Origin of the sequence: Zwartia lucis (genome assembly GCF_965234455.1) — a bacterium.
In the GTDB taxonomy this organism is placed as follows: domain Bacteria; phylum Pseudomonadota; class Gammaproteobacteria; order Burkholderiales; family Burkholderiaceae_B; genus Zwartia; species Zwartia lucis.
In genome coordinates, this window is sequence record NZ_OZ248474.1 from 49,598 (window position 1) to 75,592 (window position 25,995).

Genomic DNA, 25,995 nt, shown 5'->3' on the forward strand with positions numbered 1-25,995 from the left:
CGATTAAAAAAGACTCTCCCAGTTTCCACTATTTTTTGCGAGTATGTATGTTTATCAAAAAACTGCTGACTATCGCGATCGCCATGATCGCGGCCTCGACGAGCTTTCAAAGTGTTGCGCAAGGCGCTTACCCCAACAAACCCGTCAAGCTCATTGTTCCTTTCCCTCCTGGCCAAGCCACGGACATTGTGGGTCGTTTGCTCGCTGATGGACTCACCAAGGAGTGGGGTCAACCCGTTATCGTTGAAAACAAGGGCAACACAATTGTTGGCATGCTAGATGGTAAAAAAGCGCCGTCGGATGGTTACACCATTACCTTTGGTACGAGCGGCACCTTGGGCGTCAATCCAAGCTTGTACTCAAAACTCCAATATGGACCCAAAGACTTTGAAATGGTCAACGGTGTGTTCATCGTGCCACTCATGATCGTGGCACATCCATCGTTTCCGTACAACAATGTCTCAGAGCTGATCGCTGCAGCTAAAAAAGAACCTAATAAATTCAATATTGGCTATGCTGGGACGGGCACCTCCCAACACTTGACGGGCGAACTTTTTAAATCCAGTGCTAAAGTAGAAATGACTGGCGTAAATTACAAAGGTAGCGGTCCAGCGATGACGGACTTATTGGGCGGTCAGATTCCCTTGCTGGTCGACAGTCTTGCCTCGGCGCTACCTCAAGTCAAAGCAGGCAAAATTAAAGCGCTTGCAATGACGAGCGCCCAACGCGTACCCCAACTACCCGATGTCCCGACCGTCGCAGAAGCCGGATTCCCTGGCTTTGACGGAAGCGGCTGGGGCGGGCTGGTCGTGCCAGCCGGAACACCTCCTGCGGTCGTCGCCAAGATCAGCACCGATGTTCAAAAGTTACTCCGTGATCCTGAGTTTCAACAAAGAATTATCGATCGCGGCGCCATTCCCGATCCTCGTGGCGCAAAAGAATGGAGCGCCTTTGTTGACTCAGAGGTCATCAAGTGGGGCGATGTGATCAAGAAAGCAAATCTTAAAGCGGACTAAGTACGCTAAAATGTATACCCACTCACCAGCAAAAGCGCACAACGCATAAGGTCGGTGGTCATTAAAGACACGTGGAATTTTGTTGCATACACAACCAAACACGATCCCTCGGATCATCTACTGCCTACTTCTTTCGGGGCTGCTATCTGCTTCCTTTGTCAGTCATGCGCTCGATCTGAACCCGTTCGATGCCGTGGCACCTCAACCCGACAAAAATCTTTTCTCCGCGACCCTGCTTAGTACAGAAGCAACAGGTACCTACACGAACGGCATCAAGTCTGCAGCGACACTGACTCATTCAGTCAATCAAATCCAATTCAGACTTGGTCGGTCATATCGAGTGGCTGGTTTAACCGGCCTTTCCTTCGTTCAGCTTCCCGTTGGCATGTTAAGTCCCGGTGGTGCGGCTTCTAGTTACCCAACCGATTATGGAATAGGTGACCTGACGCTCGTGACCGCGCTTTGGCCTTATGAAAATCGGCAGACACGCACCTATTTCGCTATCGCGGGCTATTTGACTCTACCTACTGGGAGTTACTCCAATCAGCAACTCTTCAATCTTGGTGGCAAACGGGTTGCGGGCGATATTCAACTCGCCTATCAAACAGCGCTGACTAAACAGTTAGACGGTATGATCGGCTTCGATACGATGTGGTATGGACCGAACAACCATCTAGGCGTAAGCAATGCGCAACTCACGCAAAAGCCTCTCTATACGGCTCAGATTGGTCCTATTTATAACATCAACCAAATCTTCTCCGTCGCAGCGACATATCTCTACGTGTGGGGTGCCGAAACGAGCATCAATGGGTTGGCCAACAACAACGCTCTACAAACTCATCGCTATTTGCTCAGCGCGGTTGCAACCACAAGCAAAGGGCGTTTTATGCTGCAGTACGGCACCAATCTAGATACTCAATTCGGCTTTAACGAAACACGACGCATGATTTTGCGTTATGCCCTCGCATTTTAAATGAGTGCGTACCGGTGACATTGTCCGGAAAAAACGTCCGGTGTATATTCACAGCACAAGAAGATACAAACCGGAGACAATATGAAACGCCGTCACTTTATGGGTTCGGCCATCGCTGCAGGCTTTGCCTTTAGTTCCCAATCGTTATTTGCCCAAAAAGCATACCCAAATAAACAAATTCGTTTCGTCGTGCCCTTTGCAGCCGGTGGTGGTGGCGATGCGATTGCCCGCATGCTGGCCCAGAGGTTAAGCGAACAAATCAATGATGTAGTTGCCGTCGAAAACAAAGCAGGTGCTGGCGGCATCATTGGTTCATCCTTTGTTCTAAAGTCTCCTCCGGATGGCTATACCGTCCTCAATATGTCCAGCACCTATGCTATCCAGGCTGCGATCGGAAAAAATCTAAATTTTGATCCGGTCAATGACATGCAACCGATCATTATGGTTTCGCGAGACCCTGCGATCTTAGTGGTGCGAGCAAACTCGCCGTTGAATAATGTCGAGGACCTGAAAGCTGCGGCGCTTAAAAATCCAGGCAAACTCACTCACGGCTCTGCAGGGATTGGATCACTGGCCCATTTAGGTACGGAAGAACTCGCTCACCTCATGGGCGTGAGCTTAGTTCACATCCCATACAAAGGCTCGTCTCAAGCATATAACGACTTATTAGGTGGAAACGTCGATATGATGTTGACGAGTTCGACGTTTGCGGCACCGCAGATTAAAGGTGGTCGTCTTAAAGCGATCGGTATCGCTGGTACCAGACGTCTCGATAGTCTTGCAGATGTCAAAACCTTTGAAGAACAAGGCGTCAAAGGCTACAACGTCGTTGATTGGAAGGCTGTCGCCGGCCCGAAGGGTATGCCCGCCGAAGCCGTGACTTTCCTCAACAGAGAACTCAACAATGTGCTTAAGCATAAGTCCGTGACTGAACGCTTTGACGCTGAAGGAACGACCGCTGTTGGCGGGACACCAGACGATTTGATGCGAACCATCCTTTCGGATATCGAGCGCTGGAAACGCGTGATCGAAGTCGCTCAGGTGAAGTTTTAATGAGCACTCAAAGTCTGAATAAAGTACTGCGCCAAGCGCTTGTCGCCGGAGCTGGGCACATGATGCCCGGAGCCGGCAACGCGTTAGCAGCCAGATTTATCGAAGCCGCAGGACACAAAATGATGCTGGTGAGCGGTGCTGCTGTGGCCAACAACTATCTCGGCGTTCCGGATTTAGGACTTGTATCCGTCACGGAGCTAGCGGATCACGTAGCAGCGATTCGCGATGTCGTGAATATTCCCATTCTCGCGGACGGGGACACTGGTTTTGGCAACGCAATCAATGCACGCCGCACGGTTCAACTACTTGAGCGAGCGGGAGCCAATGCCATCATGCTCGAAGACCAAACCTATCCAAAACGTTGTGGTCATTTTGAAGGAAAAGACATCATCTCGACGCAAGAGATGGTGTCGAAACTCAAGGCGGCTGTCGATGCGCGAAAAGATCCAGATCTCATGATTCTCGCCCGAACAGACGCAAGAGCCGTCGAAGGCTTTGAAGCGGCACTTGATCGCGCGCGCGCCTATCAGGAAGCAGGTGCTGATTTTCTGTTTATTGAAGCGCCCCTCACCAAGGAGGAATTGCTCGCGATTCCCGCTGCGGTGCCCGGCATTCATCTATGCAATATGGTTATTGGTGGTAAAACACCTTTGCTGCCGCGCGAAGAACTCGCTCAAGCAGGTTATGCGGTTGTTTGCTACGCCAACGCAGCCCTGCAAGCTTCCATGCTTGCGATGCAACAGGCGATGCAACATCTCGCCGAACACGGCTCAATCAAAGGTTTCGAGGCTAAGCTCATGATGTTTGCTGAAAGACAAGAAGCGCTCGACGCCAATCATTTCAAAGAACTCGAGAAACGTTATACATGACCGCTCAAAAGCCACGCACTTTTTTCGAGAAAGTTTGGCAAGATCACGTCATCAAAAGTCTTGACCAAGAGTCCGACCTTCTGCAAGTAGATCGGCTGGTACTTCATGAACTCTCGGGAAGCCAAGCGCTTCGGGCCCTCGAAGAAGCCGGCCGGCAGCCTGTTAGCCGACAGCAAGTATTCACCGTGATCGAGCACTTGATTTCAACGCAACCCGGACGAGGCCCCTGCGACTCCGTCTCGACAAGCGGGCCTTCCATGATTCAAACCACGCGTGAAGCATCAAAAAAATGGGGTGTGCACTTTATTGATTACGATGACCCTCGACAGGGCATCGCACACGTTGTAGCGCCTGAGCTCGGCATCGCGTTTCCAGGTGCTACGCTAGTCTGTTGTGATAGCCACACCAGCACCATCGGTGGTGTGGGCGCACTGGCCTGGGGCATTGGTGCGTCTGAAGCTGAGCATGTACTCGCGACGCAAACCTTGGCGCAAGCCAAACCCAAGACCATGCGCGTGACGTTCAACGGTCAGCTTAAACCTGGTGTGTTCGCCAAAGACATGATTCTGTCTTTAATTGGAACAATTGGTGCCCAAGGTGGCATTGGCTTTGCAACGGAATACGCCGGACAAGCGGTTCAAGATCTTTCCGTCGAAGGCCGTCTGACTCTGTGCAACATGTCGATCGAGTTTTCTTGCAAATATGGTTTCGTGCCACCCGATGAAAAGACCTTTCAATATCTCAAGGATGCGGAATTTTCTCCTAAAGGTGCGGCATGGGATCAGGCAGTTGCCTACTGGTCAACGCTAGCCAGCGACCCTGGTGCTCAGTTCGACAAAGAGGTGACGATCGATTGCAATACGCTTGAGCCTCAAGTGACTTGGGGCATCAGTCCACAACAAGTGGGGGCTATAGGAATAAACATTCCCGCACCGACGACCGCATCAGATCACGAAGCACAAGCTTTGGGTGAGCGTGCCTTGAACTACATGCGACTCGAAGCTCAAACCCCTCTCTTGGGCGTGCCTATTGATGTCGCCTATATCGGCTCCTGCACCAACGCGCGACTGTCCGATTTACGTTCCGCCGCCGCAGTACTAAAAGGCAGGAAAATTAAACCAGGCATTCAGGCCATTTGCGTGCCAGGTTCGACTGCTGTCAAACGGGCGGCCGAAGCGGAAGGTCTTGATCAAATTTTTATTCAAGCCGGTTTTGAGTGGCACGAATCAGCCTGCGGTTTCTGTGGTCATATCGGAGACAACCGCTTTGCCAATCTGCGTGTCATCAGCACAACCAATCGAAACTTTGAATCTCGGCAAGGTCCGCAAACAAGGACGCACCTGGCAAGCCCCGCTACTGTCGCAGCCTCCGCCATCAAAGGCTGCATTGCCGACGCTCGGGAACTCATCTAATGGAAGCACTCAAGAAAGTATCAGGTATCGCAGCACCCTTTATGCGCATCAATATTGATACCGATCAGATCATACCTGCGCTTTTTTTAGGTGGAACCGACGCAAAAGGCTATGGTGCCCACTTGTTTCATGGTTGGCGTTTTCTTTCTGACGGGAGCCCGAATCCCGACTTCATTTTGAATCAAGCTCCCTACGATCGGTCACAGGTGCTTTTAGCTGATCGAAATTTTGGCTGTGGCTCTTCGAGAGAACGCGCCCCCAAGGCCTTGCGCGAATTTGGCTTCAGGGCGGTGATCGCACCCTCCTTTGGTGGCATTTTTTTTAATAATTGCTATCGTAATGGCGTGGTCCCAGTCGAGCTTCCGATTGAGGATATTCGCGTGTTGGTTGACGAAGTGGCCCATACAAAGGGTCAAGGCCTCATCACGGTCGATTTAGAGTCACTAACGGTCACTTCACCCAGTGGCAAACACTTTTCCTTTCGCGCACCACCCGCTCTTAGAGAGATGCTGTTACACGGTATGGATGAAATTGCGCTGACACTTTCGCAGTCTTCTCACATCGATGGCTTTAGACAAACAGATCGCACTAAAAGACCCTGGGCGTATTTCACCCAATAAACGTCGCATCCATCCATACCTTGCTGAGACAAAGCTCCCGCATGACACGCTTGGTCACCTCACTCACGGCCTGTGCGGCCGTCGACAAGGGAATATGCTGAGCACGACACAGAGCGACTGTCCGCGTGATCGTTGGCGCCCGAATCGGCAAGCTTCTTAATAACCCATTTTCAAGCTCGGCCTTTAGCGGCATCACGGGCAAGATCGTTTGACCCATCCCGGCCAGCAGCGAGTTACGCAAAATGCTGATCGAGCTTATGTCCGCTGCGACATTAGGGGGAGGAAGACCTGCTTTTAAGGCTGCCGCCTCGATAAGAGGACGCACGCCATGAGGCTGAGCCGGCAAAATCAACGGTCGACTCAGCGCCTCACGGAAAGTCACGGAAGTTTTGTTATGCGCCTTTGGACTCTCGGGTTGAAAGATCAATGACATACGCTCCGATACAAGCGACTCATACAAAAAATCACCGAGCTGACCATCATCAAACAGAATTGATAAATGTAACGATCCCGCCTGGAGCTGTTGCGCAAGATTGCCTGTCAACTCTTCCGTTAATTCTAAATTAACCAGAGGCAACTCCTGCCTCACGGCAGCGATCAGCGGCAACGCCAAGGCATGCGAAATGCTGTGTGGCAGACCAAAAATCACGCGTCCCGATGGCGCCTTGAGTAAGCTTGACACACTCGTTTGGGCGTCGGCGACTTGCCGCAGAATAGAAAGTGCATGCGTACGGAAAAGCTCACCTGCCTCGGTCAGCGTGACCCCCCGTCGTGAGCGCAAAAAGAGCATAGCTCCCAATTCCTCCTCTAATAAGGCAAGCTGATGACTGAGCGCCGATTGGGCGATGTGCACCTTGCTGGCGGCTTTTGAAAAGCTTCCATGCTCTGCGATGGCGACAAAATAACGCAGCTGCCTGAGCTCCATGAACAAATCCATCTGTTTTCAAGATACATCTAGATTAAATCAATATTATGCAGATAGTAATAAATAGACTGTAATAGCCCTACAGGTTGTTCACGCGCAGCTGTTGATTACCGTCAACAGGCACTCCCTTCATGGAAATGCGCGCGTCAAAGCCGATTCTTCTTACCGGAAGATGGATGAAAGGTGATCAATCGATCGGTTGATCACCTTATTTTTTGATACTCTTAATGATGCTCAAAACATCTCCTCCCCTCAAGCCTGCCAATGCCAGGCTTGAGGCCATGCTAAAAGGTCCAATCTTCCTGACGCTCCTTAGCCTAGCGTGGCCTAATCTCGTCATGATGCTGGCCCAGTCGAGCACGGGCTTTATCGAGGCATGGTTCTTATCAAAGCTTGGGCTCGATGCCCTCGCAGGTGCGGCACTCGTGTTGCCTATCCTGATGCTGATGCAAAGCATGTCACAAGGCGCAATGGGTGGGGGCATCTCCTCTGCCGTCGCACGCGCGCTCGGGGCTGGCAACGCCTCACTAGCCAATAGCCTCGCGTTACATGCCGTTGTGCTCAATACCTTATTAGGTATCATTTGTTCGACGCTGCTGATCATATTTAGCGCGCCACTCTTCCAACTGATGGGAGCCCAAGATGGCACACTTGAGGCCGCTCTCGCCTACTCGCAGATTGCCTTTCCCGGCTTGATTCTGATGTGGATCATGAATGCGCTAGCCAGTGTGATCCGTGGTTCAGGGAACATGTTCACACCCGGCATTGTTATGTCTGGCGGAGCCGTTTTGCTTGTTCCCCTTTCCCCCTTATTGATTTTCGGTTGGGGACCTTTTCCCGCACTTGGTATCGCAGGCGCAGGCTGGGCACTGGTTGCGTACTACGGGTCTGGCACAGTGGTTTTGCTTTGGTATGTCATGTCCGGTCGCAATCTCGCCCGTCTAAAAGCAGGCGTTCTTACCTGGCCTCCTATGCGCAACATTCTCGCCGTCGGCGGTTTTGCAACCCTCAACCCACTTCTCACGAACGGACTCATTGCATCCACCACCGCGCTTGTGGGCGCCTATCTTGGCACCGCTGCCTTAGCAGGCTATGGCACAGCGGCCAGACTCGAGTACCTCATTTTTCCCGTCGCCTTCGGCATTGGAGCGCCACTCGTTGCAATGGTGGCCTCCAACCTGGGCGCCAATCAACCAGAGCGCGCTTTAAAAATCGCCTTGACGGGTGGCGCTATGGCCTTTGTCGTCGCCGAGGCCATTGGACTGGCTGCCGCCATTTGGCCTCACAGCTGGATGAGACTGTTTAGTGATGATCCCGACATGATCGAAGCAGGCGTTAGCTACCTCCGGGTGGTTGGACCCTTCTTTGGTTTTTTTGGCTTAGGCTTCACGCTTTATTTTGCGGCCCAGGGCGCAAGAACGCTTTTTTGGCCCCTGACCTCTGGTGTACTGCGTCTGATTGTTGCAGTCCTTGGCGGCTGGGCCATTTTGCACTTCACCGGTTCATTGACATGGTTCTTTGCCGCCTCGGGCCTTGCCATGGCGCTCTACGGCATCGTGATCTTGGCGACGACCACACCACGCGTTTGGTTTAGGCGCAGATAAATGCCAGGAAGTCTGTCGAAACCTGCCTTTGCTATGCCTGCACGTTTCTTTTATTGGGCGTGATGTAAGAACCCAAAATCATGCCAATCAAACTCGCAATCAAGCCAAAAACTTGCGGCGGCACCGGCTCATCGACCCCTGTGATCTCTAAAATAATCCATGTCGATAGACCAAATAAAATCGCAAACGCCGCACCTAGATTGCTGGCGCGTTTCCAAAAAAGACCCGCAGCCAAGGGCACGAAGGCGCCTGCCAGCGTGATACGGTAAGCATTCTCGACCATCGTATGAATCGTGGCGTCCGTCGCGATCGCATAAAACGTGACCATTGCGCTAAATACCAACACCGTGAGTCTCGTTGATAAGAGCAACTGACGATCCGTCATGTGCGGCGCAAAACCTTTCAAAATATTTTCAGTAAAAGTGATGGATGGTGCAAGCAAGGTTCCAGAAGCTGTACTCATGATCACGGAAATCAATGCACCAAAGAAAATCACCTGCATATAAAACGGCATGTGATTCATGATCAAGGTAGGCAAGATCAATTGAGAATCTGTATCGATCAGGCTAGCAACCATTTGTGGATCGATAATATTGGCTGTGTAAGCCAGTAACAAGGGTACGGCTGCGAAAAAGAAATACTAGATACCACCCAAGGTAGTCGCCCACACGGCAATCGTTTCGTTACGCGAAGAGTTCACGCGCTGAAAGACATCTTGTTGAGGAATCGAGCCGAGCCCCATCGTGACCAGCGCAGCCATCCATCCCAACATATCCCAGATCTCAAAGGACGGTAAGAAATCAAATTTGCCCTCGGCGGAAGCCTTGGCCAATACGTTCGTCAAACCGCCCGCCTGATCGGTCGCAAAATTCGTGACCAACAACAAACCAATGATGATCACAATCATTTGCACGAATGTTGTCAGCGCGACTGACCATAGACCGCCGAAAATTGTATACAACACCACAACACCCGCGCCGATCAACATACCTTGGGTGACAGAAATGGCATCGACAGACAAGACGTTGAACACCAAGCCTAGCGCTGTGATTTGCGCAGACACCCAACCCAAATAGGACACGACGATACAGATTGACAGTAACAGTTCAGTTTGTCGGTTGTATCGAATTCGAAAGTAATCGCCAAGTGTCAGGAGATTCATCCGATAGAGCGGACGGGCAAAGATCAGACCAAATAAGACCAAGCAAAGCGAAGCGCCCAAGGGATCCGAAATCAAGCCTCTAAAACCTTCTTTCAAAAAAGTCGCCGAGATCCCCAAAACGGTTTCCGCGCCAAACCACGTCGCAAACACCATGGCGAGCACCATCGCCATCGGCAAGTTTCGACCTGCGGTCACATAGTCTCTCGCGTTGTGCACCTTGGATGCCCCATAGAGGCCAATAGCGACAGAAAGTGCGAGATAAGCAATGACAAGCCAAAGCAACATATCCAGAGTTCCTATCAGGCACGCAGTCTTAAGGAAAATTATTTTTCCGAATTATAGACAAGCAGTGCATAATTTCATCCATTTCCTGCAAAGCGACGCGTGCCTGTTCACGCACTTGAGAGAGCCATGACACATACCCACCCTTTGACGTTGAGAGTGCTGCACTGGCTCACTGCGCTTTTCCTCATCATTTTGATCGCTCTCGGTGTCTGGATGACGGAGCGGGCAGCCGCCAACCTCTGGGACGCGCTAACAAACACACTTTACGGCTGGCATAAACTCATCGGCTTTCTGGTGCTGTTTCTGACGGCGGTCAGAATCGTGGTCAAGCGGCGTTCGAGCCCACCTGCCTATCCTGCCAGCGTGTCACCCGCCACCGTCAAACTTGCCGCTGCCGGGCATCGTGCCCTTTATTTGCTCTTATTAGTCGTACCGTTACTAGGCTGGGCAGGCGTCACCGCCTTTCCCGCGCTCATCACACTGGGCGGATACCATCTTCCCGCCATGCCCGGCATCCCCAAGGATCAGGCCTTAGCCAAGCAACTCTTTGAAATCCACGGCAACCTCGCCCTCGTACTGGCAATCCTCGCCCTGGGACACATGGCGGCTGGGCTGCATCATTTAATCGTCAAAAAAGATGGTGTCTTTCAGCGGATGTGGTTTAAGTTATAAGGGTAAACACTCATAACACCACACTCTGCCCCCCAGAAGAGCGCTCTTAGGCAAATTTTGGTACATTGCGTACTCGATGGGGAGTAGCTCTGGTCCAGCAAAACAGGTGTTCTAAAGCCTGCTTAAAAGACCTTCGACAAGTCGTCATGCACGAAGCTCAAGCATTTGCGAAGCTTCCGGTTTGTCGGGCAGAGAGACACTGTGTGACTCGCTGAGCAAGACCGTCGTTCCTTAATCACACTAAAGGCCTCTTAAAATTATGGAACTCTTCTCCGCTCCCTGGTGGTCAGCTCTTTTGGCTATCATCATTATTGACCTCGTCCTCGCTGGCGACAATGCCATCGTGATCGCTCTTGCTGCACGCAAGCTTCCTCCCAAACTTCAAAGAAAAGCTATTGTTTGGGGCACCGTAGGTGCGATTGTCGTACGCTCGGCCATGACGCTTGTCGTTGTCTGGCTCCTCAAAATCCCTGGCCTGATGTTGATTGGCGGCTTGGCTCTAATCTGGATTGCTTATAAGTTACTCGTCGATACAGGTAGCGAAGACGATCACGACAGCGTGCAGGTCAACGGTTTCTGGGGTGCGATGAAAACCATCATCATCGCTGACGCCGTCATGGGCATCGACAACGTCTTGGGCGTCGCGGGCGCTGCTCAAGGCGCCTTTGATTTAGTCGTCATCGGTTTGTTAATTAGTATCCCAATCGTGGTGCTTGGAAGCACGGTCATCCTAAAACTGGTCGAACGTTTCCCGATTATTATCAGCCTGGGTGCCGCTGTCTTGGCCTTTACCGCCGCTAAAATGGTCGTCAACGAGAAGCTTCTCAGCGACATTTTCAAAGCAGGCACCAACACCTCAGTGATGTTGAGCTGGGGCTTAACCGCTATTGTGATTGCCGGCGTTCTTTACTTTGGTAACCAGAAAGCCAGAAAAGCTAAAGCTACCGCAGCAAGCGCCAACGCAGCAGATTCATAAACAGCAATCCCTGTCTGGCAGGTCTTACAACTGCTGCACTTAAAATTGGCCCCTTAAATACCTTAAGGGGCCAATTTTTTTGCTATACACTCGTCTGCATCTTCTCATCAGGAACAGCGCCATGCAGATCAATTTAAAAGGTAAACGAGCCCTCATCGCAGGCGGCAGTCGCGGTATCGGACTAGGCATCGCACAGTGTTTTGCAAAGGCCGGTGCAGATGTCTCGATTTGCGCACGTACGCAGAGCTCCTTGGACGAGGCGCAAAAAACCCTCTCTCAGCATGGTGGTCGCGTGTTGACAACGGCTTGTGATCTGGGCGATGCGAGTGCGATCCAAGCATGGGTCACTCACTCCGCCGCTGACTTGGGGGGCATCGACATCTTAGTCAACAATGCTTCTGCCTTTGGTCGCCAGGACAACGAAGAAGATTGGGCAGCGAGCGTACAAATCGATCTGATGGCGGCTGTCCGCGCAAGTGCTGCCGCGATGCCTTTTCTAGAAAAACAAGGTGGCAATATCATCCATATCTCATCCATCTCAGGCTTAAAAGCGACTGTTCGCTCCGTTCCCTATGGCGCGATCAAAGCTGCCATGATGGAATACACACAGACCCAGGCCCTCTCCTACGCCAAGAAAAACATCCGTGTCAACTGCATTGCGCCGGGCTCTGTCTTTTTTGAGGGCGGGAATTGGGACAAGGTCAAACGCGACAACCCAAAACTGTACGAAGCAACCTTGGCCAAAATCCCTTTTGGACGCTATGGCAAACCCGAAGAAATCGGACAAGTCGTAGCCTTTCTCGTGAGCGATCTTGGCTCTTGGGTCACGGGGCAAACCATCGTCGTTGACGGCGGCCAAACACTTTAGTTGATGGAATCTCTTATGCGCGTACTTTTTCATTCAATACTTGGCGCCGCACTCCTTTCCATTATGGTGGGTTGCGGTAGCTCTGAAAAAGATAAGAAAAAACAAGTCATTACATTACCTGAGCGTCCTGCCGAAATGATCTTTAGAAATATCAATAGCGTACAGGTTAAAAATAGCCTGATGAGTGCATGCTCCCAAAGCCGCATGCGAATTCAGCCTGACCAAAGCGAAGTCCTATGCGTTCGTCACCTCATGGACGAAACGCGCGAACAAATGCTGGTCAACATTGTCAATGATGAGTTTGCCAAAAATATTACTGACAACGTCAAATTCGTCATTACGCCAGAAGGCCGTGATGTCCGTGTCATTGGCAATGCCTATGTTCAATTTTCCTCCCCACTGAGTATGGGGATCAGTGGGGGCGTTAGAGCAACGCGCGTGAACCTGCTGGACGATGTCTCCTTTTCCATGGTCGAAACCCTACTCAAACAAGCAGGCGTGAGTCAACCCTGATGACCAAAACGAATAATCCCCACGAACTCACTCATCTTTTCGAAAAAAATAGAGAGTGGGTCGCCTCTGTCATCGACAGCGATCCTGATTTTTTTAATCGCCTCGCCAACCAGCAAACCCCAGAATACCTCTGGATTGGTTGCTCAGACTCGCGCGTCCCTGCCAACCAGATCACAGGCTTGGCCCCTGGCGAAGTCTTTGTGCATAGAAATATCGCCAACGTTGTCGTTCATACAGATCTCAACGCACTTTCCGTCATTCAATTCGCCATTGATCAACTTAAGGTCAAACACGTCATCGTGGTGGGACATTATGGATGTGGGGGTGTGCGTGCTGCCATGGAAAATGTACGTATCGGTCTCGCCGACAATTGGATCCGACATGTCAAAGATGTCCATGACAAACACGGCACCTATCTCGGTCGGCTCACCAACCAAACCGAGCGCCTCAATCGCCTGTGCGAACTCAATGTAATCGAACAAGTTGTGAACGTTTGTCAGACTACCAGCGTGCAAGATGCCTGGCATCGTGGTCAACCCGTGACGATTCATGGCTGGGTATATGGTGTAGAGGATGGCCTTGCCCGCGACCTAGGCGTGAGCGTGGCCTCGCCCGACGAGCTCGAGCAACGTTACCAACTCGTCCTAGCCAAACGCTTTACCTGACACGCCCAAGCTCTGGCGTCTGAGGCGCCAGAACAACCAAAAAGCAATCGTCAGGTTCAGACCATTCCAGATCAATCCATTGATCATTGCGACCTTGTAGGATCCCGTCACGTCAAATATTTTGCCGGACATCCAGCCACCCAAGGCCATACCAAGCATCGTGGCCATGATGACAGCCCCTACACGCCGACCTGTTTCCGCTGCAGGAAAATGCTCACGAATAATGATGGCATAAGACGGTACGATGCCGCCCTGAAACAGACCAAACGTCGCGGCAATGAGATAAAGCGACACCAAGCCATCAAAGGGTAAAAACATCAATAGCGCGATTCCCTGGAGGGAAGAGCCCAGCAATAGCGTCCTGATCCCGCCAATTTTGTCGCAAATCATCCCTGAAATCAGCCGGCTCACCACGCCACACGCTAGCATCAGGGAGAGCATCTCGGCGCCACGCGCTGCGCCATAACCCAAGTCGACACAGTAGGCCACGATATGCACCTGAGGCATCGACATCGCCACACAACACGCGAGTCCCGCAATGATCAGAAACGTCTGCGCCTGCCCCATACTCAGGCCAAAAGGACGTGTTGAGGCAAAGGCGGTTGAACTAGCAGCGGTAGGAGCCACATTCAGCGGGGGACGTCGCCTCAGGAACAAAGCAAGAATGCCCATGCTGACGCCACACACCACGCCCATCCAGAGATAGGTCTCCCGCCAGCCTATTGTGGTGACACCCCATTGGGCCAAATAAGGCCACACCGCCCCTGCAAGATAGTTACCACTGGCGCATACCGCTACGGCGATGCCCCGCCGCTTATTCCACCACAAAGAGGTGTCGGCCACCAATGGCGCAAACGTCGACGAAGTCCCGAGCAAACCCAGAAATAAACCATGCGCCATGGCAAAGCCCATGATGCTGGTACTCAAGCCTGCCCAGATGAAACCAATCAGAATCCCGGCCGAACCAATCAACAAGGAAATTGAGACACCGAAGCGATCGGCGAGCTTGCCCATGTAGACACCGCCAATACCGAACCCAATCATCATCAAGGTATAAGGCAATGTGGCATCGGAACGCGAAACACCGAACTCGGCCTGCACTTCGGGCAAAACAACCGCTACAGCGAACATACAGCTGCTGCCCATCAGCATCGCCAACAAGGCAATCACTAGACGCCAAAAGGCGTAGCGCGAGTCAATCAGATCAGCAGGAGCCGGAGTGTTGTTCATACATTGCATTTACGAGGTGCATGCAGCGTAACATGACTCAAACCCCCTTTGTAAGCCAGCATCTGGACGTACACTCTTACCCATGCAAAGCACCTTTTGGTTTACCCCGGCTTTTATCCTGATCTGGAGCACCGGCTTCATCATTGCCCGCTATGGAATGCCCTATTCCGAGCCGATGACCTTTCTGGCGATTCGTTTCGGCGTGGTCGTGCTGTGCATGATTCCGATCGTGCTCTGGCTCAAAGCGCCTTGGCCGCGCGGACGCCAGATTTGGCATATCGCCATCGCAGGCGCTTTGTTTCAGTTTGGGTATTTGGGTGGCGTATGGGCGGCCGTCAAACTCGGCATGCCCGCCGGTCTGGCCGCGCTGATTATTGGCTTGCAACCCATCCTGACAGGACTGCTTGCTTCTTTCGTCTCTGAGCGCGTCACGCCTCGTCAATGGCTTGGCCTCATCTTGGGCTTAACCGGTGTCGCACTTGTACTCATCACCAATATCCGCCTCGAAGGACTCTCCCTGACGAGCATCCTGCTTGCCTTTGCTGGAATGTTCGCCATCACCTCGGGCACGCTTTATCAAAAACGGTTCTGCCCAACATTTGACCTGCGTACAGGCTCGGTCATCCAGTTTTCGATTAGTACCTTGCTGTGCGTGATCATGATGTTAATTTTTGAAACACGTGAGATTCAATGGACTGCGCCCATGATTGGCGCGATGCTGTGGGGCGTTCTTGCCATCTCAATTGGTGCGATGAGTTTATGGTTTATTTTGTTACGTCGCGGCGATGCCACCAAAGTCAGCAGCATGATGTATCTTGTCCCACCCTGCACGGCAATCATGGCTTGGATACTTTTTGATGAGCCCCTCACACCGACTGTACTCATGGGCATTTTCATCACCATGCTGGGCGTATTGATTATCAACCAGACTTCGTGGCCTCGGTGGCTCAAACGAAGCCCTTAGGACAACTTTGCACCTAGCGACGGCGCTTCCAAAGCAGCACACCGGTCACTAGAACGACAGCCACGACAAGTATGAGCGGAAGATGATCCGCCGCCGTCAACGTATGAACAATCTCATCCCACAGGCTGTCGCCATGTCCTGGGTGAGCCGCCGCCTGATAACTGACCCCAAACAAACCACCCAAAACAGCTAATTTTTTTAATTCCATTGATCACTCCTCAAGAATTACCTGCATAAAGGCTTTACGCCCGTTAAACTTACAATTGCGCAAGGTCACAAAGCGTATGCGCTACTTTAGTTGATTCATGCACTTATGTCCGGAGATCATGCACCATGACAGTGATTACCAATGTCGAAGACCTACGCGTTCTAGCTAAAAAACGTGTTCCACGCATGTTTTACGATTATGCGGACTCTGGCTCCTGGACTGAAAGCACATATCGTGCCAATGAAAGCGATTTTCAAAAAATCAAGCTGCGTCAACGCATCTTGGTCAATATGGAGCATCGCTCGACCGTCACGACCATGATTGGTCAACGCGTTGCCATGCCTGTTGCTATTGCGCCTACCGGCCTGACGGGTATGCAACATGCTGATGGCGAAATTTTGGCTGCAAGAGCAGCCAAAGAATTTGGCGTCCCTTTTACTCTCTCGACCATGAGCATTTGCTCGATCGAGGACGTGGCCAAAGGTACAGATCATCATCCCTTCTGGTTTCAGTTGTATGTGATGAAGGACCGCGATTTTATCGAGCGCCTGATCGAGCGCGCCAAGCGTGCGAATTGTTCGGCGCTTGTGCTCACACTTGATTTACAAATACTCGGTCAGCGACACAAAGACCTGAAAAACGGCCTAAGCGCGCCCCCAAAACTCACGATCGCCAACATGATCGACATTGCGACCAAGCCGCGCTGGGCCCTTGGCATGCTGGGCACCCCGCGTCGCCAGTTTGGCAATATCGTCGGACACGTCAAAGGTGTCTCAGACATGAGCAAGTTGAGTGAATGGACCGCATCCCAGTTCGATCCTGCGTTAAACTGGAACGATGTTGAATGGATCAAAAAACTGTGGGGCGGCAAATTGATCCTCAAAGGCATCCAGGATCCCGAAGATGCGCGCCTCGCACTCAACAGCGGCGCCGATGCTCTGATCGTGAGCAACCACGGCGGACGACAACTCGACGGTGCCGAGTCCAGTATCCAGTGTCTGCCCGCGATTGTCGATGCAGTCGGCAAACACATCGAAGTCCACATGGATGGCGGCATCCGCAGTGGCCAAGACGTGCTAAAGGCCCGAGCGCTTGGCGCGCAAGGTTGTTACATCGGCCGTGCCTTTTTGTACGGTTTGGGCGCTATGGGTGGCCCAGGCGTCACCAAGGTCCTTGAAATGATTCACAAGGAGCTTGATCTAACGATGGCCTTTTGTGGACATACGGACGTTGAAACCGTGGATAAAAGCATCCTGCTGCCGGGTACTTTTCCGACCTGATAAATGTCTTTAATCTCTTTGAACTGTGATTTAATCCATGTCGTCGATTCTCTCATTTTTTTAAACAATGACCACTTCACGAATTAACCATATGCGTGCGCTGCCACGCTGGATTTTCATGAGCCGCTGGCTCCAAGCCCCTCTTTATTTGGGCTTGGTCGTTGCTCAAGGCATTTATGTTTGGCAGTTCTGGAAAGAGCTGATTCACCTGATCGGCATGATGGCTGTTGAAAAATCAGTCACCGAAACCGAACTCATGCTGATTGTGTTGGGTTTGATCGACGTTGTGATGATTTCAAACCTCTTGATCATGGTCATCGTCGGAGGCTGGGAAACCTTTGTCTCGAGGCTCGATCTCAAAAATCATCCCGACCAGCCCGAATGGCTTTCTCACGTCAACGCTGGCGTGCTCAAGGTTAAGCTCGCAACTGCCATCATTGGTATTTCGTCAATCCATCTGCTGAAAACCTTTATCAATGCGCCTAGCATGGATGACTCAACGATGTTGTGGCAAACAGTCATTCATCTAGCCTTTGTGGTGTCCGCCCTCGCGATTGCTTACACCGAAAAGTTGCTCCGCTCGAATCACTAATGCCTTCCACATGAAACGCCGCCAACTCCTCAGCTTGGCGGCCGCTTCAGCGGCCTTGGTTGGCTTACCCAAGACGAGCTGGGGGGGAGCAAAGTGGTCAACTTACCCTTTTTCACTTGGCGTTGCGAGTGGCTCTCCTACAAGCGACTCCATGGTTCTTTGGACACGACTTGGGCGCGCTGCACTCGAGCAAGCTGGTCGCAACCACACCCCAGTCGAGGTGACTTGGCAACTCGCCCTCGACCCGCAATTTACCCACATCGTCCAATCTGGCCAACTCAAGGCGAAACCCGAACTTGGGCATTCCCTGCATGTCGAGGTAGAGGGACTCTCGCCAGCGCGCGAATACTTTTATCGGTTTTTATCAGGTCAGGCCAGCAGTCCTATCGGTAGAACGCGTAGCTTTCCAGCTCCTCATCGTCCCGCGAATCGCTTACGACTCGCCTACGCCTCCTGCCAACGCTGGGGAGATGGTTTTTACTCAGCTTATCGGGATATGCGAGAGCAAAATCTCGATCTGGTGATGTTCTTAGGTGACTACATTTACGAGTATCCACCTTCCGCTTTTCGTGATGTCAGACCAACAACAGGGGGTTGGGTCTTGACTCTGGACGAATATCGCGATCGCTACGCGCTCCACAAGTCCGATCCTCACCTACAAGCCATGCATGCTGCATGCCCTTGGATCGTGACCTGGGATGACCATGAGGTCCAAAATGATTACGCCGAACTAACGGCGGGCTTCTCAGGCGCGCCCGTTCAGGATTTTGCTGCACGCAGAAGGGATGCCTATCAAGCTTTTTATGAAAACATGCCCGTACGGTACGCGGACTTCGCTCAACTCCTCAACCGACAAAGCAATCAGGTGCAGGTTTTTGGCAGTACCAAATTTGGCCAACTAGCCACCCTGTACAACCTCGACAATCGCCAATATCGGCACCGTCAAGCATGTACGCCTGGCGAGCGCCCAGGTGGAGCTAGGATTAATCCCCAGAATTGCGAACTGCTTAGTCAAGAGTACCGAACGCTTTTGGGCCAGCAGCAAGAGGGTTGGCTTAAGCGTCAATTCGAACGGAGTCAAACCCAATGGAACCTCATCGGTCAGCAAAGTCTAATTGGACCCCGCGGCATGGGCTCGGGCATGTCCAGGGTTTGGAACGATGGCTGGGATGGCTATCCAGCCGCGCGTCAACGACTGATTGACGCCATACAAACAACCGGTTTAAACAATCCCGTGATTCTAGGTGGTGACGTACACCAAAACTGGGTCGGCCACATTCTTTCGGATTATGCACGCCCCGACAGTAAAGCTGTCGCCGTAGAGTTTTGTGGCACAAGTATTACCTCTCGCAATAGCGCCACAGAAGCCGAGATCGAGAAGATATTGCAACACAGCCCATATTTTGTTTTTGCCAATGCCCAATATCGAGGCTACGGTGTTGTGGATGTTCAGCAACACTCCTTGACCACAAGCTTGCGTACCGTCAAAAATATCAGAGACCCTGATTCTGAGGTATTCACACTCAGTAGATTCAGCGTTGACGCGGGCCGCTCAGAGATACGAAAGCTCTAGAATAAGCCTAATGGCGTATATCCACGCCTTAAAAAGTTTTGTACTGTTCGTATGCACTTAATCAGTGCAAGGATCACTGGCCTCGCACATCAATCGTGTGGTTCCATCGCTCCACTTAAGGTCATCATCACAATAATTATTTCGGTGCAGCGTGAATACTTCTGGCGATACCCCTAGCTCAGGTCATATTTATTTAATCGACGACGATGCCTCCATTCGACGGGCCCTCACCGGTACCCTAGAAAGATTGGGCTATTCCATGAGCGTCTACGAAGCACCCGATGACTTTCTGAAAAGCGCTGTGCCGGTCTCGCCTGCAGTCATCTTGCTTGATATGCGGATGCCTAGTAAGTCTGGCGTCGAAGTCCAAGCAGAACTCATTGCCAACAAATGGCAAACACCCATCATCTTTATCAGTGGCGAAAGTCTACCCGCCCAGATCGTGCGGGCGATGAAACAAGGTGCAACCGACTTTCTACTCAAGCCTTTTTCGATGGAGTCCTTGCTACGCGCCGTCGATAGCGGCTTAGCCAAAGATGCCGAACAGCATTCCCTGTTGCTGCGCTCGCTCAACATCCAGCAACGCTACAATATACTCACGCCACGTGAAAAAGAAGTGTGCACGGAGATCGTATCTGGGCGGTCCAACAAAGAAATCGCTGAAATCAGCGGCTCAGCCGCTGCGACGATCAAGCTACATCGCGCTCGAGTCCTCAGCAAAATGCAAGCCAAATCCTTAAGCGACCTCATCGCCATGTTTGAGGGAACCAACTTGCTGCCCGAACCCAATAAAACGGTCAACTAAGTGGTTGTTGGTCGCTTTCTTGGACTTCTAAGACCCACTCTCGCCACAACGCAACAATCAATGCCATTAAGACGGGTCCGATAAAAAGACCCACAAAACCCATCGTCGTCACACCACCCACCAAACCAAAGAATGTGGGTAAAAATGGGAGTTTGACAGGCCCTCCCACCAAGCGAGGGCGCAAGGTCTTATCCACGATAAACAATTCTATCGAACCCCAAGCAAATAATGCGAGCCCTGTCAAAGCCTCTCCAGAACCCACGAGATAAAGAGACACCAAGGTGAACGACAACGGTGCGCCACCCGGGATCATGGCCATCACCGCGGTGATCACGCCCAGCAACACCGGCGAAGGCACACCCGCCACCCAATAGGCTAACCCAAGCACCACCCCTTCGCCGATCGCAATCAAGCCCATTCCCGTCACGGTCGAACTTGTTGTCGAGGGAATCACGCGTGACAAGCGCTGCCAACGGGTGGGCAAGATGCGCTCACCCAATACATCGAGCTGAGCCGCCATCCGGTGTCCGTCCTTGTAGACAAACAAGAGCGTGATCAGCATAAACAGCAGCGTCAACAAAATATGAAATACATTTCCTGTCGCGGACAAGATGAGGCGATAAATATTGCCGATATGCTGGCCACTCACCATTTCGACCATACTGCCCAAAGCGTGGGGCTGCCCAAGGTACTCATCCCAATAACCGCCCAAACGTTCACCCACCAGCGGCAAGGCCGTGATCCACATCGGCGCGCCTACACCGTCCTTGTTGGCGGCAATCAACCACGCCAGCAGATGACTCGCTTCGGTAAAGGCGTAATACAACGCAGCAGAAATCGGCGCGATCAAGACCAAAGTGATAAAAATAAGCGCCCCACTTGCGGCGAGTGTCGTTCGCCCCCCGCAAACATCGACCCACCGCGAGTAGATCGGCCAACTGGCAAACCCAATGATCAGTGCTGCGAGGACCGGCACCACAAAGCCACTAAAAAAATAGACGCCTGCCGCCAGTAATAAAACCAGCAGAATGCGCGCAACAATGTGGACCGGCAGTACGGGTTGCATTAGGTCAGCACTCTTGTGGGTGTGCCTGCAGCAAAGGCGGCGATATTGGCCACCACGTTCTTGTAAAACATCGCAAAGTTTTCAGGCGTCGCATAACCCAGATGCGGTGTCAGCACCGTCCGTGGAACTTGGCGCCAAGGATCGTTTGCCAATACTGGCTCTGACTCATACACATCCAGGCCTGCGCCACCAATTTTTCCTTGCTCGAGCGCTTTTTTGAGCGCATCCAAATCTACCAAGCCTGCGCGCGAGGTGTTGACCAAATAGGCAGTGGGCTTCATCGACTGAAGGCTCGCGGTATCCACAATCCCGCGCGTGCGATCGCTCAACACGAGGTGCACACTGATCGCGTCCGAGGTTTTAAAAAGCTCCTCTTTGCTGACCAGCTTGACACCCGCTTCGGCGGCACGCTCAGGCGTTAAGTTAGGACTCCAGGCCACCACGTCCATGCCAAAAGCCAAACCGACGCGCGCCACTTGTTGGCCCAAATTACCTACGCCCAAGAGTCCGAGTCGCTTACCCTTGATCGTCGGCGGCATCGAAGTCTGCCACAGACCCTTTCTCATATTGGCGTCTTCTTGCGGAATCTTTTTAAATAAGGCCAATAACAATGCCCAAGACAACTCAGCCGTCGCACCCGTACTCATCGGGTCTCCGGGCGAACCCGACACCACAACACCTTTTTTACGACAGGCCTCCAGATCGATCGAGTTGTTACGCAATCCCGTAGTGACCAACAATTTCAGATTAGGCAAGGCCTCAATCACCGAAGCGGGAAATGCCGACCGCTCACGCATCGCGACGACAACATCAAAAGGTGCGAGTGTGGCGGCAAGCTTTTCGGGCTGGATAAATGCATTAAAAAAAGTGACTTCGGACTTGAGCGAACCCCAATCGGCCAAACCCTCTGCCACTTTCAAATAATCGTCTAGTACGGCAATACGCATAGTGCTCTCCTGTGTTTTTCTATTGAATTAATTTACTTTATTGTTGTCGATGCTTTCAACCGCTTTTCGATTTCGTCTTTCGGTATTGCGCCCCCTACGCGACTACCATCTTCAAAGAAAATAGCAGGCGTGCCACGCACCAAGAGTTTTTTGCCTAACGCAACCATTTGATCGATCGGGACCTCACAGTCGATCTTAGGCGGCACCTTGCCCTTTAGCATCCAAGCATCCCAGGTCGCGGCGCGATCGCTTGCACACCAGACGTTACGAACCTTTTGCGTCGAGTCAGGAGACAAGATCGGGAAGGGGAAGGTGTAAACCGTCAGGTTATCGATGTCGCCCAACGCTTTACGCAGCACTTTGCAATAGCCACAGTTGGGATCCTCGAAAATGGCGAGCTTGCGCGACCCATCACCTTTGACCTGCTTCATCGCTAGTTCGACGGGCAACTGGTCGAAAGGTACGCGCGCAATGGCGTCCATCCGCTCGCGGGTGTAATCCTGACGCGTTTTTGCATCGATCAACGTCCCGTCGAAAACAAATGTGACATTCTCATCGGTATAAACCAACTCGGGACCCATCTGGATCTCATACAAACCATAGGGTGTCAGACGTACCGCCGTGATGGACGGGTTGTCGAAACGTTGCGAGAACAACTTTTTTACCGCTTGCAACTTGGCTTCGTTGGTCGCACTCGACGCACTCGATGCGCCTTGGGCAAAACTCACCGGGCCAAAAAGAGACACGCAAATAAAGGTCAAACCAAGCAATACATGCTTAAAAAACATCACAACTCCTAACGAGAGGCACCTGCAATTAAATGGCGTTTGATAAATGGAAGCTTTTCAACCACATTCATCCCCACATTACGCAACCAAGCCACGGGAGCTTGTTGCGCATTAAACAACCGAAACAACCCATCCGTCACTAAACGCATCGCCAACACGGGCTCCGCCCGAGCACGGCGATATCGTCTAAGCAACATCGCATCACCCGGACTGCGAAAAGACTCTCGATTGGCAATGGTATCAACAAGCGCTTCGACATCCCCAAGTCCGAGATTTAAGCCTTGCCCGGCCAGAGGATGGAGTCGGTGCGCCGCATCACCCGCAAGCGCCAGTCCATCGGCAATCATCGGCGATTGATTCAAACTCAAGGGAAACCCGTGCAGCGGACTTCTCATGGTCAGCGGACCCAAGCGAGATGCTGTCATTTCAGTGAGTGTGACGTTCAAGTATTGCGCCTGCTCAACAGCGGGCATGGACAATACCTCGTTGGCCAACGCCTCTTTCGCCGACCACACCATCGACACTTGAGGTCCGTCCGAAGTAGTCGGCATCGGCAATAATGCCAGCACGCCTTCCGGTGTAAACCATTGTATTGCCGTACCTTGGTGTGGGAGGCGCGTCGTGAAATGCGCCACCAAACCTGTTGCACCATAGGGCTGAACCGTGACGGGCACGCCGGCTGCCGCACGAAGTGCGGACTGCGCACCATCGGCAGCCACAAATAAGTCTGCCCGCATAATCAATCCTTGATCCGTCGCGATTTGCCCCGGCGTATAGCTTGCAAATTTCTCAGCGATCCAGGGCACGCCAAACATCTGCACGGCTTGTCTCAACACCCGCTCTATTTCAAGCGACTCCACTATCCAGGCTAGTTCAGTCTGCGCGGTTTGCCAGGCATTTAAATGCAACAAACCATCGGCGTCACCATGAATCTCCATGGCCTCTACCGGTGTTATTCGTCGCGCATCCAGCAAGTCCCAAACACCTAGCGCCGCGAGATAGCGCTGGCTTGCAGGCGAAATCGCATAGACACGCGCGTCAAACACCTCCGCCAACGCGGGATCGAAACTGCGTTTCGGGCCCAATATGGTCACGCGCTCGCCTCGGCGGGCGAAACCCAATGCGGCCGCAAGACCGACAATGCCCGTGCCGCAGATAACAATAGGCGTGTTCATAAGGGGCTTTTTATCATTGAGTTGAGGATCTCGGCGCACCTATCGCGCCGAAGGTTGACCTGCTTGTTTAGGCCACAGCGCCCACATCTGTCCTTGCTGCTTCATACGACCCGCCATATTGCCTGCCGCCTCGCCAAAACCCCAGTAAAAGTCCGCACGTGCGGGACCTTTAATCGCTGTACCTGTGTCCTGAGCAAATACCAGTCGATTGAGCGACTCTTTCGAAGAAGGCATCGTTGTGGATAAAAACACCGGCGTACCCAGTGGCACAAAATTAGTATCGATCGCAATCGATCGCTGTGCCATCAGGGGGATGCCGTACGCACCCTTAGGTCCGATTTCCGGATCGGTCACAGGCTCTTCCTGAAAAAACACCAGCGCTGGATTGGCATTGAGCATTTCCTGGGTACGATTGGGATTGCGCTTGGCCCAGGCGCGGATATTTTGCATCGACGTCTGCGCGAGAGGAATTTCACCCTTGTCGGCTAGCCATTTTCCAATTGACACATACGGGTGTCCATTATGGTCCGCATACGCCAAGCGAATCGTTTTTCCATCGGGTAATTGGACGCGTCCCGAGCCCTGAACTTGTAAAAAGAAATTGTCGACCGGGTCATCGACATACACGATGGCCGGTGGACGACGACCCGAAGATTCAATCGCCGCTCGGCTGTCATAGGGCACGACGCGCTTTCCCTCAAGCTTGCCCCGCACGCGTTTACCCGCAAGCTCCGGATACACGCGACCCAAGTCAATTGTCAATAAATCAGCGGGCACCGTATAGAGCGGCCATTGATACGCGCCACTCTTGGTGCGTGAACCCTTGACCAAGGGCTCGTAATAGCCAGTCACGATGTTGGCGGCCGTTTTGCCATCCGGCGCTTGTAAGCGCCAAGGCGAGAGCCATGTTTGAATAAAGCGACGTACAGCCTGTGTGTCATTGGCCGCCGGAGCGCGCTTTGGATCCAACGCAGCGGCACAGACGGGCTGCCAAGCGCGCGGTGTCGCGCGCGTGGGGCCTGCCAAATTGGTCGACGTAGGTCGCATCAGACCACGACAATTACGCACAAAAGTCGTCCAAACATTGCGTAAATCATCCTGATTCCATCCCGGTAAATCAGACCATGTCGCTTCCACAAACTTGCCCTGCAAATTGCGGGCGGCACTATCGGGCAAAGCACTGAGAGGGGGGACCGTCAACGGTGCATCAGGCGAGGCAGTGCCGGCGACACCGGGAGCCGCAGACTCAGGGGGTGTAGACACGGTCGAGCAACCCGCGATCAGCACCACAATTGTGGCCAAACTCAGGCGAAGCGTTCTTTTTTGCATCGTGATCGTATCTCGGTCTGTCGTAAAGTAAGGTTAGTGGAGAGTACGGGGCATTGCCAAAACAAACTCAGGGATATCCACCTCGAATGGAACCCCATTTTCACCTACGCAATGGTAACTGCCGCGCATTGTGCCCACGGGTGTCTTGAGCGGACAGCCGCTGGTGTACTCAAAGGTCTCGCCTGGTCCTAGCAGCGGCTGCTGACCAACCACGCCCAGGCCGCGGACCTCGTGCTCGCCCCGTTCTCCATCCGAAATAATCCAGTGGCGACTGATCACCTGCGCTGGGCGCTCACCCGTATTAGTAATCCGGACCTTATAGGCAAAAACGAACTGCTGTTTGCCCGGATCAGACTGCTCCGGCACAAAATGCGGCTCAACTACGACTGAGAGCTCAAAAGGTTTCACAAGCACATCCAAAGAAA

26 protein-coding genes and 1 pseudogene are annotated in these 25,995 nt (G+C 52.4%); 17 read left to right on the forward strand and 10 right to left on the reverse strand.

What is annotated here, in order from left to right; all coding sequences use genetic code 11:
* Nucleotides 1–47 precede the first annotated feature (47 nt).
* From AC8GE9_RS10880 to leuD, 6 genes are all read left to right on the forward strand, one after another.
* The gene (locus AC8GE9_RS10880; RefSeq protein WP_506677196.1) at nucleotides 48–1,016 is read left to right on the forward strand and encodes a Bug family tripartite tricarboxylate transporter substrate binding protein; all 969 of its coding nucleotides are present in this window, start codon (nucleotides 48–50) and stop codon (nucleotides 1,014–1,016) included.
* An 82-nt stretch (nucleotides 1,017–1,098) separates the two neighbouring features.
* A complete protein-coding gene (locus tag AC8GE9_RS10885) occupies nucleotides 1,099–1,989 on the forward strand; it encodes a transporter (RefSeq protein WP_506677197.1) in 891 nt (296 codons plus the stop codon).
* An 81-nt stretch (nucleotides 1,990–2,070) separates the two neighbouring features.
* Entirely contained in the window at nucleotides 2,071–3,042 is a 972-nt protein-coding gene (locus tag AC8GE9_RS10890) for a Bug family tripartite tricarboxylate transporter substrate binding protein (protein ID WP_506677198.1), read from the forward strand.
* Entirely contained in the window at nucleotides 3,042–3,911 is an 870-nt protein-coding gene (locus AC8GE9_RS10895) for an isocitrate lyase/PEP mutase family protein (RefSeq protein WP_506677199.1), read from the forward strand. Before AC8GE9_RS10890 ends, AC8GE9_RS10895 begins: the two co-directional genes overlap by 1 nt.
* On the forward strand, nucleotides 3,908–5,323 hold the full coding sequence (locus AC8GE9_RS10900) for a 3-isopropylmalate dehydratase large subunit (RefSeq protein WP_506677200.1): 1,416 nt from the start codon (nucleotides 3,908–3,910) through the stop codon (nucleotides 5,321–5,323). The genes AC8GE9_RS10895 and AC8GE9_RS10900 overlap by 4 nt, the downstream gene beginning before the upstream one ends.
* Entirely contained in the window at nucleotides 5,323–5,943 is a 621-nt protein-coding gene (leuD, locus tag AC8GE9_RS10905; protein WP_506677201.1) for a 3-isopropylmalate dehydratase small subunit, read from the forward strand. Before AC8GE9_RS10900 ends, leuD begins: the two co-directional genes overlap by 1 nt.
* On the opposite strand, the gene AC8GE9_RS10910 is transcribed toward leuD, so the two are convergent.
* Complete coding sequence (locus tag AC8GE9_RS10910; protein ID WP_506677202.1) at nucleotides 5,933–6,880, reverse strand: LysR family transcriptional regulator; 948 nt, start codon at nucleotides 6,878–6,880, stop codon at nucleotides 5,933–5,935. The genes leuD and AC8GE9_RS10910 overlap by 11 nt on opposite strands.
* 215 nt (nucleotides 6,881–7,095) lie before the next feature.
* On the opposite strand from AC8GE9_RS10910, the gene AC8GE9_RS10915 reads away from it, so the two are divergent.
* Nucleotides 7,096–8,472: an MATE family efflux transporter gene (locus AC8GE9_RS10915; RefSeq protein ID WP_506677203.1), complete on the forward strand. Its 1,377-nt coding sequence runs from the start codon at nucleotides 7,096–7,098 to the stop codon at nucleotides 8,470–8,472.
* Nucleotides 8,473–8,503: 31 nt separating this feature from the next.
* Here the strand turns inward: AC8GE9_RS10915 and AC8GE9_RS10920 are convergent.
* A pseudogene (locus AC8GE9_RS10920) lies at nucleotides 8,504–9,919 on the reverse strand (high affinity choline transporter 1).
* Between the two features lie 126 nt (nucleotides 9,920–10,045).
* Here AC8GE9_RS10920 and AC8GE9_RS10925 point away from each other — a divergent pair.
* The 5 genes from AC8GE9_RS10925 to can all read left to right on the forward strand — a co-directional run bounded on the left by AC8GE9_RS10925 (nucleotide 10,046) and on the right by can (nucleotide 13,613).
* Entirely contained in the window at nucleotides 10,046–10,591 is a 546-nt protein-coding gene (locus AC8GE9_RS10925; protein WP_506677204.1) for a cytochrome b, read from the forward strand.
* Between the two features lie 259 nt (nucleotides 10,592–10,850).
* Nucleotides 10,851–11,567: a TerC family protein gene (locus AC8GE9_RS10930; protein WP_506677205.1), complete on the forward strand. Its 717-nt coding sequence runs from the start codon at nucleotides 10,851–10,853 to the stop codon at nucleotides 11,565–11,567.
* Between the two features lie 121 nt (nucleotides 11,568–11,688).
* A complete protein-coding gene (locus AC8GE9_RS10935) occupies nucleotides 11,689–12,435 on the forward strand; it encodes an SDR family NAD(P)-dependent oxidoreductase (RefSeq protein WP_506677206.1) in 747 nt (248 codons plus the stop codon).
* Nucleotides 12,436–12,450: 15 nt separating this feature from the next.
* Nucleotides 12,451–12,948 (forward strand): hypothetical protein, encoded by a 498-nt coding sequence (locus AC8GE9_RS10940; RefSeq protein ID WP_506677207.1) that lies wholly within the window; start codon nucleotides 12,451–12,453, stop codon nucleotides 12,946–12,948.
* Nucleotides 12,948–13,613 (forward strand): carbonate dehydratase, encoded by a 666-nt coding sequence (gene can, locus AC8GE9_RS10945; protein WP_506677208.1) that lies wholly within the window; start codon nucleotides 12,948–12,950, stop codon nucleotides 13,611–13,613. The genes AC8GE9_RS10940 and can overlap by 1 nt, the downstream gene beginning before the upstream one ends.
* Here the strand turns inward: can and AC8GE9_RS10950 are convergent.
* Nucleotides 13,593–14,843 carry an MFS transporter gene (locus AC8GE9_RS10950; protein WP_506677209.1) on the reverse strand — a complete coding sequence of 417 codons (1,251 nt, stop codon included), beginning with the start codon at nucleotides 14,841–14,843 and terminating at the stop codon, nucleotides 13,593–13,595. The genes can and AC8GE9_RS10950 overlap by 21 nt on opposite strands.
* 82 nt (nucleotides 14,844–14,925) lie before the next feature.
* On the opposite strand from AC8GE9_RS10950, the gene AC8GE9_RS10955 reads away from it, so the two are divergent.
* The gene (locus tag AC8GE9_RS10955) at nucleotides 14,926–15,807 is read left to right on the forward strand and encodes a DMT family transporter (protein WP_506677210.1); all 882 of its coding nucleotides are present in this window, start codon (nucleotides 14,926–14,928) and stop codon (nucleotides 15,805–15,807) included.
* A gap of 13 nt (nucleotides 15,808–15,820) precedes the next feature.
* Here AC8GE9_RS10955 and AC8GE9_RS10960 read toward each other — a convergent pair whose 3' ends face one another.
* Nucleotides 15,821–16,015, reverse strand: a complete 195-nt coding sequence (locus tag AC8GE9_RS10960; protein WP_506677211.1) for a hypothetical protein — start codon at nucleotides 16,013–16,015, stop codon at nucleotides 15,821–15,823.
* 125 nt (nucleotides 16,016–16,140) lie between these two features.
* On the opposite strand from AC8GE9_RS10960, the gene AC8GE9_RS10965 reads away from it, so the two are divergent.
* The 4 genes from AC8GE9_RS10965 (at nucleotide 16,141) to AC8GE9_RS10980 (ending at nucleotide 20,265) form a co-directional block, all read left to right on the forward strand.
* Complete coding sequence (locus AC8GE9_RS10965; RefSeq protein WP_506677212.1) at nucleotides 16,141–17,295, forward strand: alpha-hydroxy acid oxidase; 1,155 nt, start codon at nucleotides 16,141–16,143, stop codon at nucleotides 17,293–17,295.
* Between the two features lie 91 nt (nucleotides 17,296–17,386).
* Entirely contained in the window at nucleotides 17,387–17,887 is a 501-nt protein-coding gene (locus AC8GE9_RS10970; RefSeq protein WP_506677213.1) for a TIGR00645 family protein, read from the forward strand.
* 10 nt (nucleotides 17,888–17,897) lie between these two features.
* Nucleotides 17,898–19,460 carry an alkaline phosphatase D family protein gene (locus AC8GE9_RS10975; RefSeq protein WP_506677214.1) on the forward strand — a complete coding sequence of 521 codons (1,563 nt, stop codon included), beginning with the start codon at nucleotides 17,898–17,900 and terminating at the stop codon, nucleotides 19,458–19,460.
* Between the two features lie 151 nt (nucleotides 19,461–19,611).
* Nucleotides 19,612–20,265: a response regulator transcription factor gene (locus tag AC8GE9_RS10980; protein WP_506677215.1), complete on the forward strand. Its 654-nt coding sequence runs from the start codon at nucleotides 19,612–19,614 to the stop codon at nucleotides 20,263–20,265.
* Here the strand turns inward: AC8GE9_RS10980 and AC8GE9_RS10985 are convergent.
* From AC8GE9_RS10985 to apaG, 6 genes are read right to left on the reverse strand one after another with little or no spacing between them, the layout of a single operon-like run.
* Nucleotides 20,258–21,331 (reverse strand): AI-2E family transporter, encoded by a 1,074-nt coding sequence (locus tag AC8GE9_RS10985; protein ID WP_506677216.1) that lies wholly within the window; start codon nucleotides 21,329–21,331, stop codon nucleotides 20,258–20,260. The two genes, AC8GE9_RS10980 and AC8GE9_RS10985, sit on opposite strands and share 8 nt — an antisense overlap.
* Nucleotides 21,331–22,278, reverse strand: coding sequence for a D-2-hydroxyacid dehydrogenase family protein (locus AC8GE9_RS10990; protein ID WP_506677217.1), 948 nt, complete (start codon nucleotides 22,276–22,278; stop codon nucleotides 21,331–21,333). The genes AC8GE9_RS10985 and AC8GE9_RS10990 overlap by 1 nt, the downstream gene beginning before the upstream one ends.
* 32 nt (nucleotides 22,279–22,310) lie before the next feature.
* Nucleotides 22,311–23,066: a DsbC family protein gene (locus AC8GE9_RS10995; RefSeq protein ID WP_506677218.1), complete on the reverse strand. Its 756-nt coding sequence runs from the start codon at nucleotides 23,064–23,066 to the stop codon at nucleotides 22,311–22,313.
* Between the two features lie 8 nt (nucleotides 23,067–23,074).
* Nucleotides 23,075–24,241 (reverse strand): FAD-dependent monooxygenase, encoded by a 1,167-nt coding sequence (locus AC8GE9_RS11000; protein WP_506677219.1) that lies wholly within the window; start codon nucleotides 24,239–24,241, stop codon nucleotides 23,075–23,077.
* A gap of 39 nt (nucleotides 24,242–24,280) precedes the next feature.
* Entirely contained in the window at nucleotides 24,281–25,570 is a 1,290-nt protein-coding gene (mltA, locus tag AC8GE9_RS11005) for a murein transglycosylase A (RefSeq protein ID WP_506677220.1), read from the reverse strand.
* Between the two features lie 33 nt (nucleotides 25,571–25,603).
* The gene (apaG, locus tag AC8GE9_RS11010) at nucleotides 25,604–25,978 is read right to left on the reverse strand and encodes a Co2+/Mg2+ efflux facilitator ApaG/CorD (RefSeq protein WP_028816673.1); all 375 of its coding nucleotides are present in this window, start codon (nucleotides 25,976–25,978) and stop codon (nucleotides 25,604–25,606) included.
* Nucleotides 25,979–25,995: the final 17 nt, after the last annotated feature.

Coding starts and splice junctions, on each gene's coding strand:
- AC8GE9_RS10880 (WP_506677196.1), top strand. CDS start 48: ATGTTTATCAAAAAACTGCTGACTATCGCGATCGCCATGATCGCGGCC.
- AC8GE9_RS10890 (WP_506677198.1), top strand. CDS start 2,071: ATGAAACGCCGTCACTTTATGGGTTCGGCCATCGCTGCAGGCTTTGCC.
- AC8GE9_RS10895 (WP_506677199.1), top strand. CDS start 3,042: ATGAGCACTCAAAGTCTGAATAAAGTACTGCGCCAAGCGCTTGTCGCC.
- AC8GE9_RS10900 (WP_506677200.1), top strand. CDS start 3,908: ATGACCGCTCAAAAGCCACGCACTTTTTTCGAGAAAGTTTGGCAAGAT.
- leuD (WP_506677201.1), top strand. CDS start 5,323: ATGGAAGCACTCAAGAAAGTATCAGGTATCGCAGCACCCTTTATGCGC.
- AC8GE9_RS10910 (WP_506677202.1), bottom strand. CDS start 6,880: ATGGATTTGTTCATGGAGCTCAGGCAGCTGCGTTATTTTGTCGCCATC.
- AC8GE9_RS10915 (WP_506677203.1), top strand. CDS start 7,096: ATGATGCTCAAAACATCTCCTCCCCTCAAGCCTGCCAATGCCAGGCTT.
- AC8GE9_RS10925 (WP_506677204.1), top strand. CDS start 10,046: ATGACACATACCCACCCTTTGACGTTGAGAGTGCTGCACTGGCTCACT.
- AC8GE9_RS10930 (WP_506677205.1), top strand. CDS start 10,851: ATGGAACTCTTCTCCGCTCCCTGGTGGTCAGCTCTTTTGGCTATCATC.
- AC8GE9_RS10935 (WP_506677206.1), top strand. CDS start 11,689: ATGCAGATCAATTTAAAAGGTAAACGAGCCCTCATCGCAGGCGGCAGT.
- AC8GE9_RS10940 (WP_506677207.1), top strand. CDS start 12,451: ATGCGCGTACTTTTTCATTCAATACTTGGCGCCGCACTCCTTTCCATT.
- can (WP_506677208.1), top strand. CDS start 12,948: ATGACCAAAACGAATAATCCCCACGAACTCACTCATCTTTTCGAAAAA.
- AC8GE9_RS10950 (WP_506677209.1), bottom strand. CDS start 14,843: ATGAACAACACTCCGGCTCCTGCTGATCTGATTGACTCGCGCTACGCC.
- AC8GE9_RS10955 (WP_506677210.1), top strand. CDS start 14,926: ATGCAAAGCACCTTTTGGTTTACCCCGGCTTTTATCCTGATCTGGAGC.
- AC8GE9_RS10960 (WP_506677211.1), bottom strand. CDS start 16,015: ATGGAATTAAAAAAATTAGCTGTTTTGGGTGGTTTGTTTGGGGTCAGT.
- AC8GE9_RS10965 (WP_506677212.1), top strand. CDS start 16,141: ATGACAGTGATTACCAATGTCGAAGACCTACGCGTTCTAGCTAAAAAA.
- AC8GE9_RS10970 (WP_506677213.1), top strand. CDS start 17,387: ATGCGTGCGCTGCCACGCTGGATTTTCATGAGCCGCTGGCTCCAAGCC.
- AC8GE9_RS10975 (WP_506677214.1), top strand. CDS start 17,898: ATGAAACGCCGCCAACTCCTCAGCTTGGCGGCCGCTTCAGCGGCCTTG.
- AC8GE9_RS10985 (WP_506677216.1), bottom strand. CDS start 21,331: ATGCAACCCGTACTGCCGGTCCACATTGTTGCGCGCATTCTGCTGGTT.
- AC8GE9_RS10990 (WP_506677217.1), bottom strand. CDS start 22,278: ATGCGTATTGCCGTACTAGACGATTATTTGAAAGTGGCAGAGGGTTTG.
- AC8GE9_RS10995 (WP_506677218.1), bottom strand. CDS start 23,066: ATGTTTTTTAAGCATGTATTGCTTGGTTTGACCTTTATTTGCGTGTCT.
- AC8GE9_RS11000 (WP_506677219.1), bottom strand. CDS start 24,241: ATGAACACGCCTATTGTTATCTGCGGCACGGGCATTGTCGGTCTTGCG.
- mltA (WP_506677220.1), bottom strand. CDS start 25,570: ATGCAAAAAAGAACGCTTCGCCTGAGTTTGGCCACAATTGTGGTGCTG.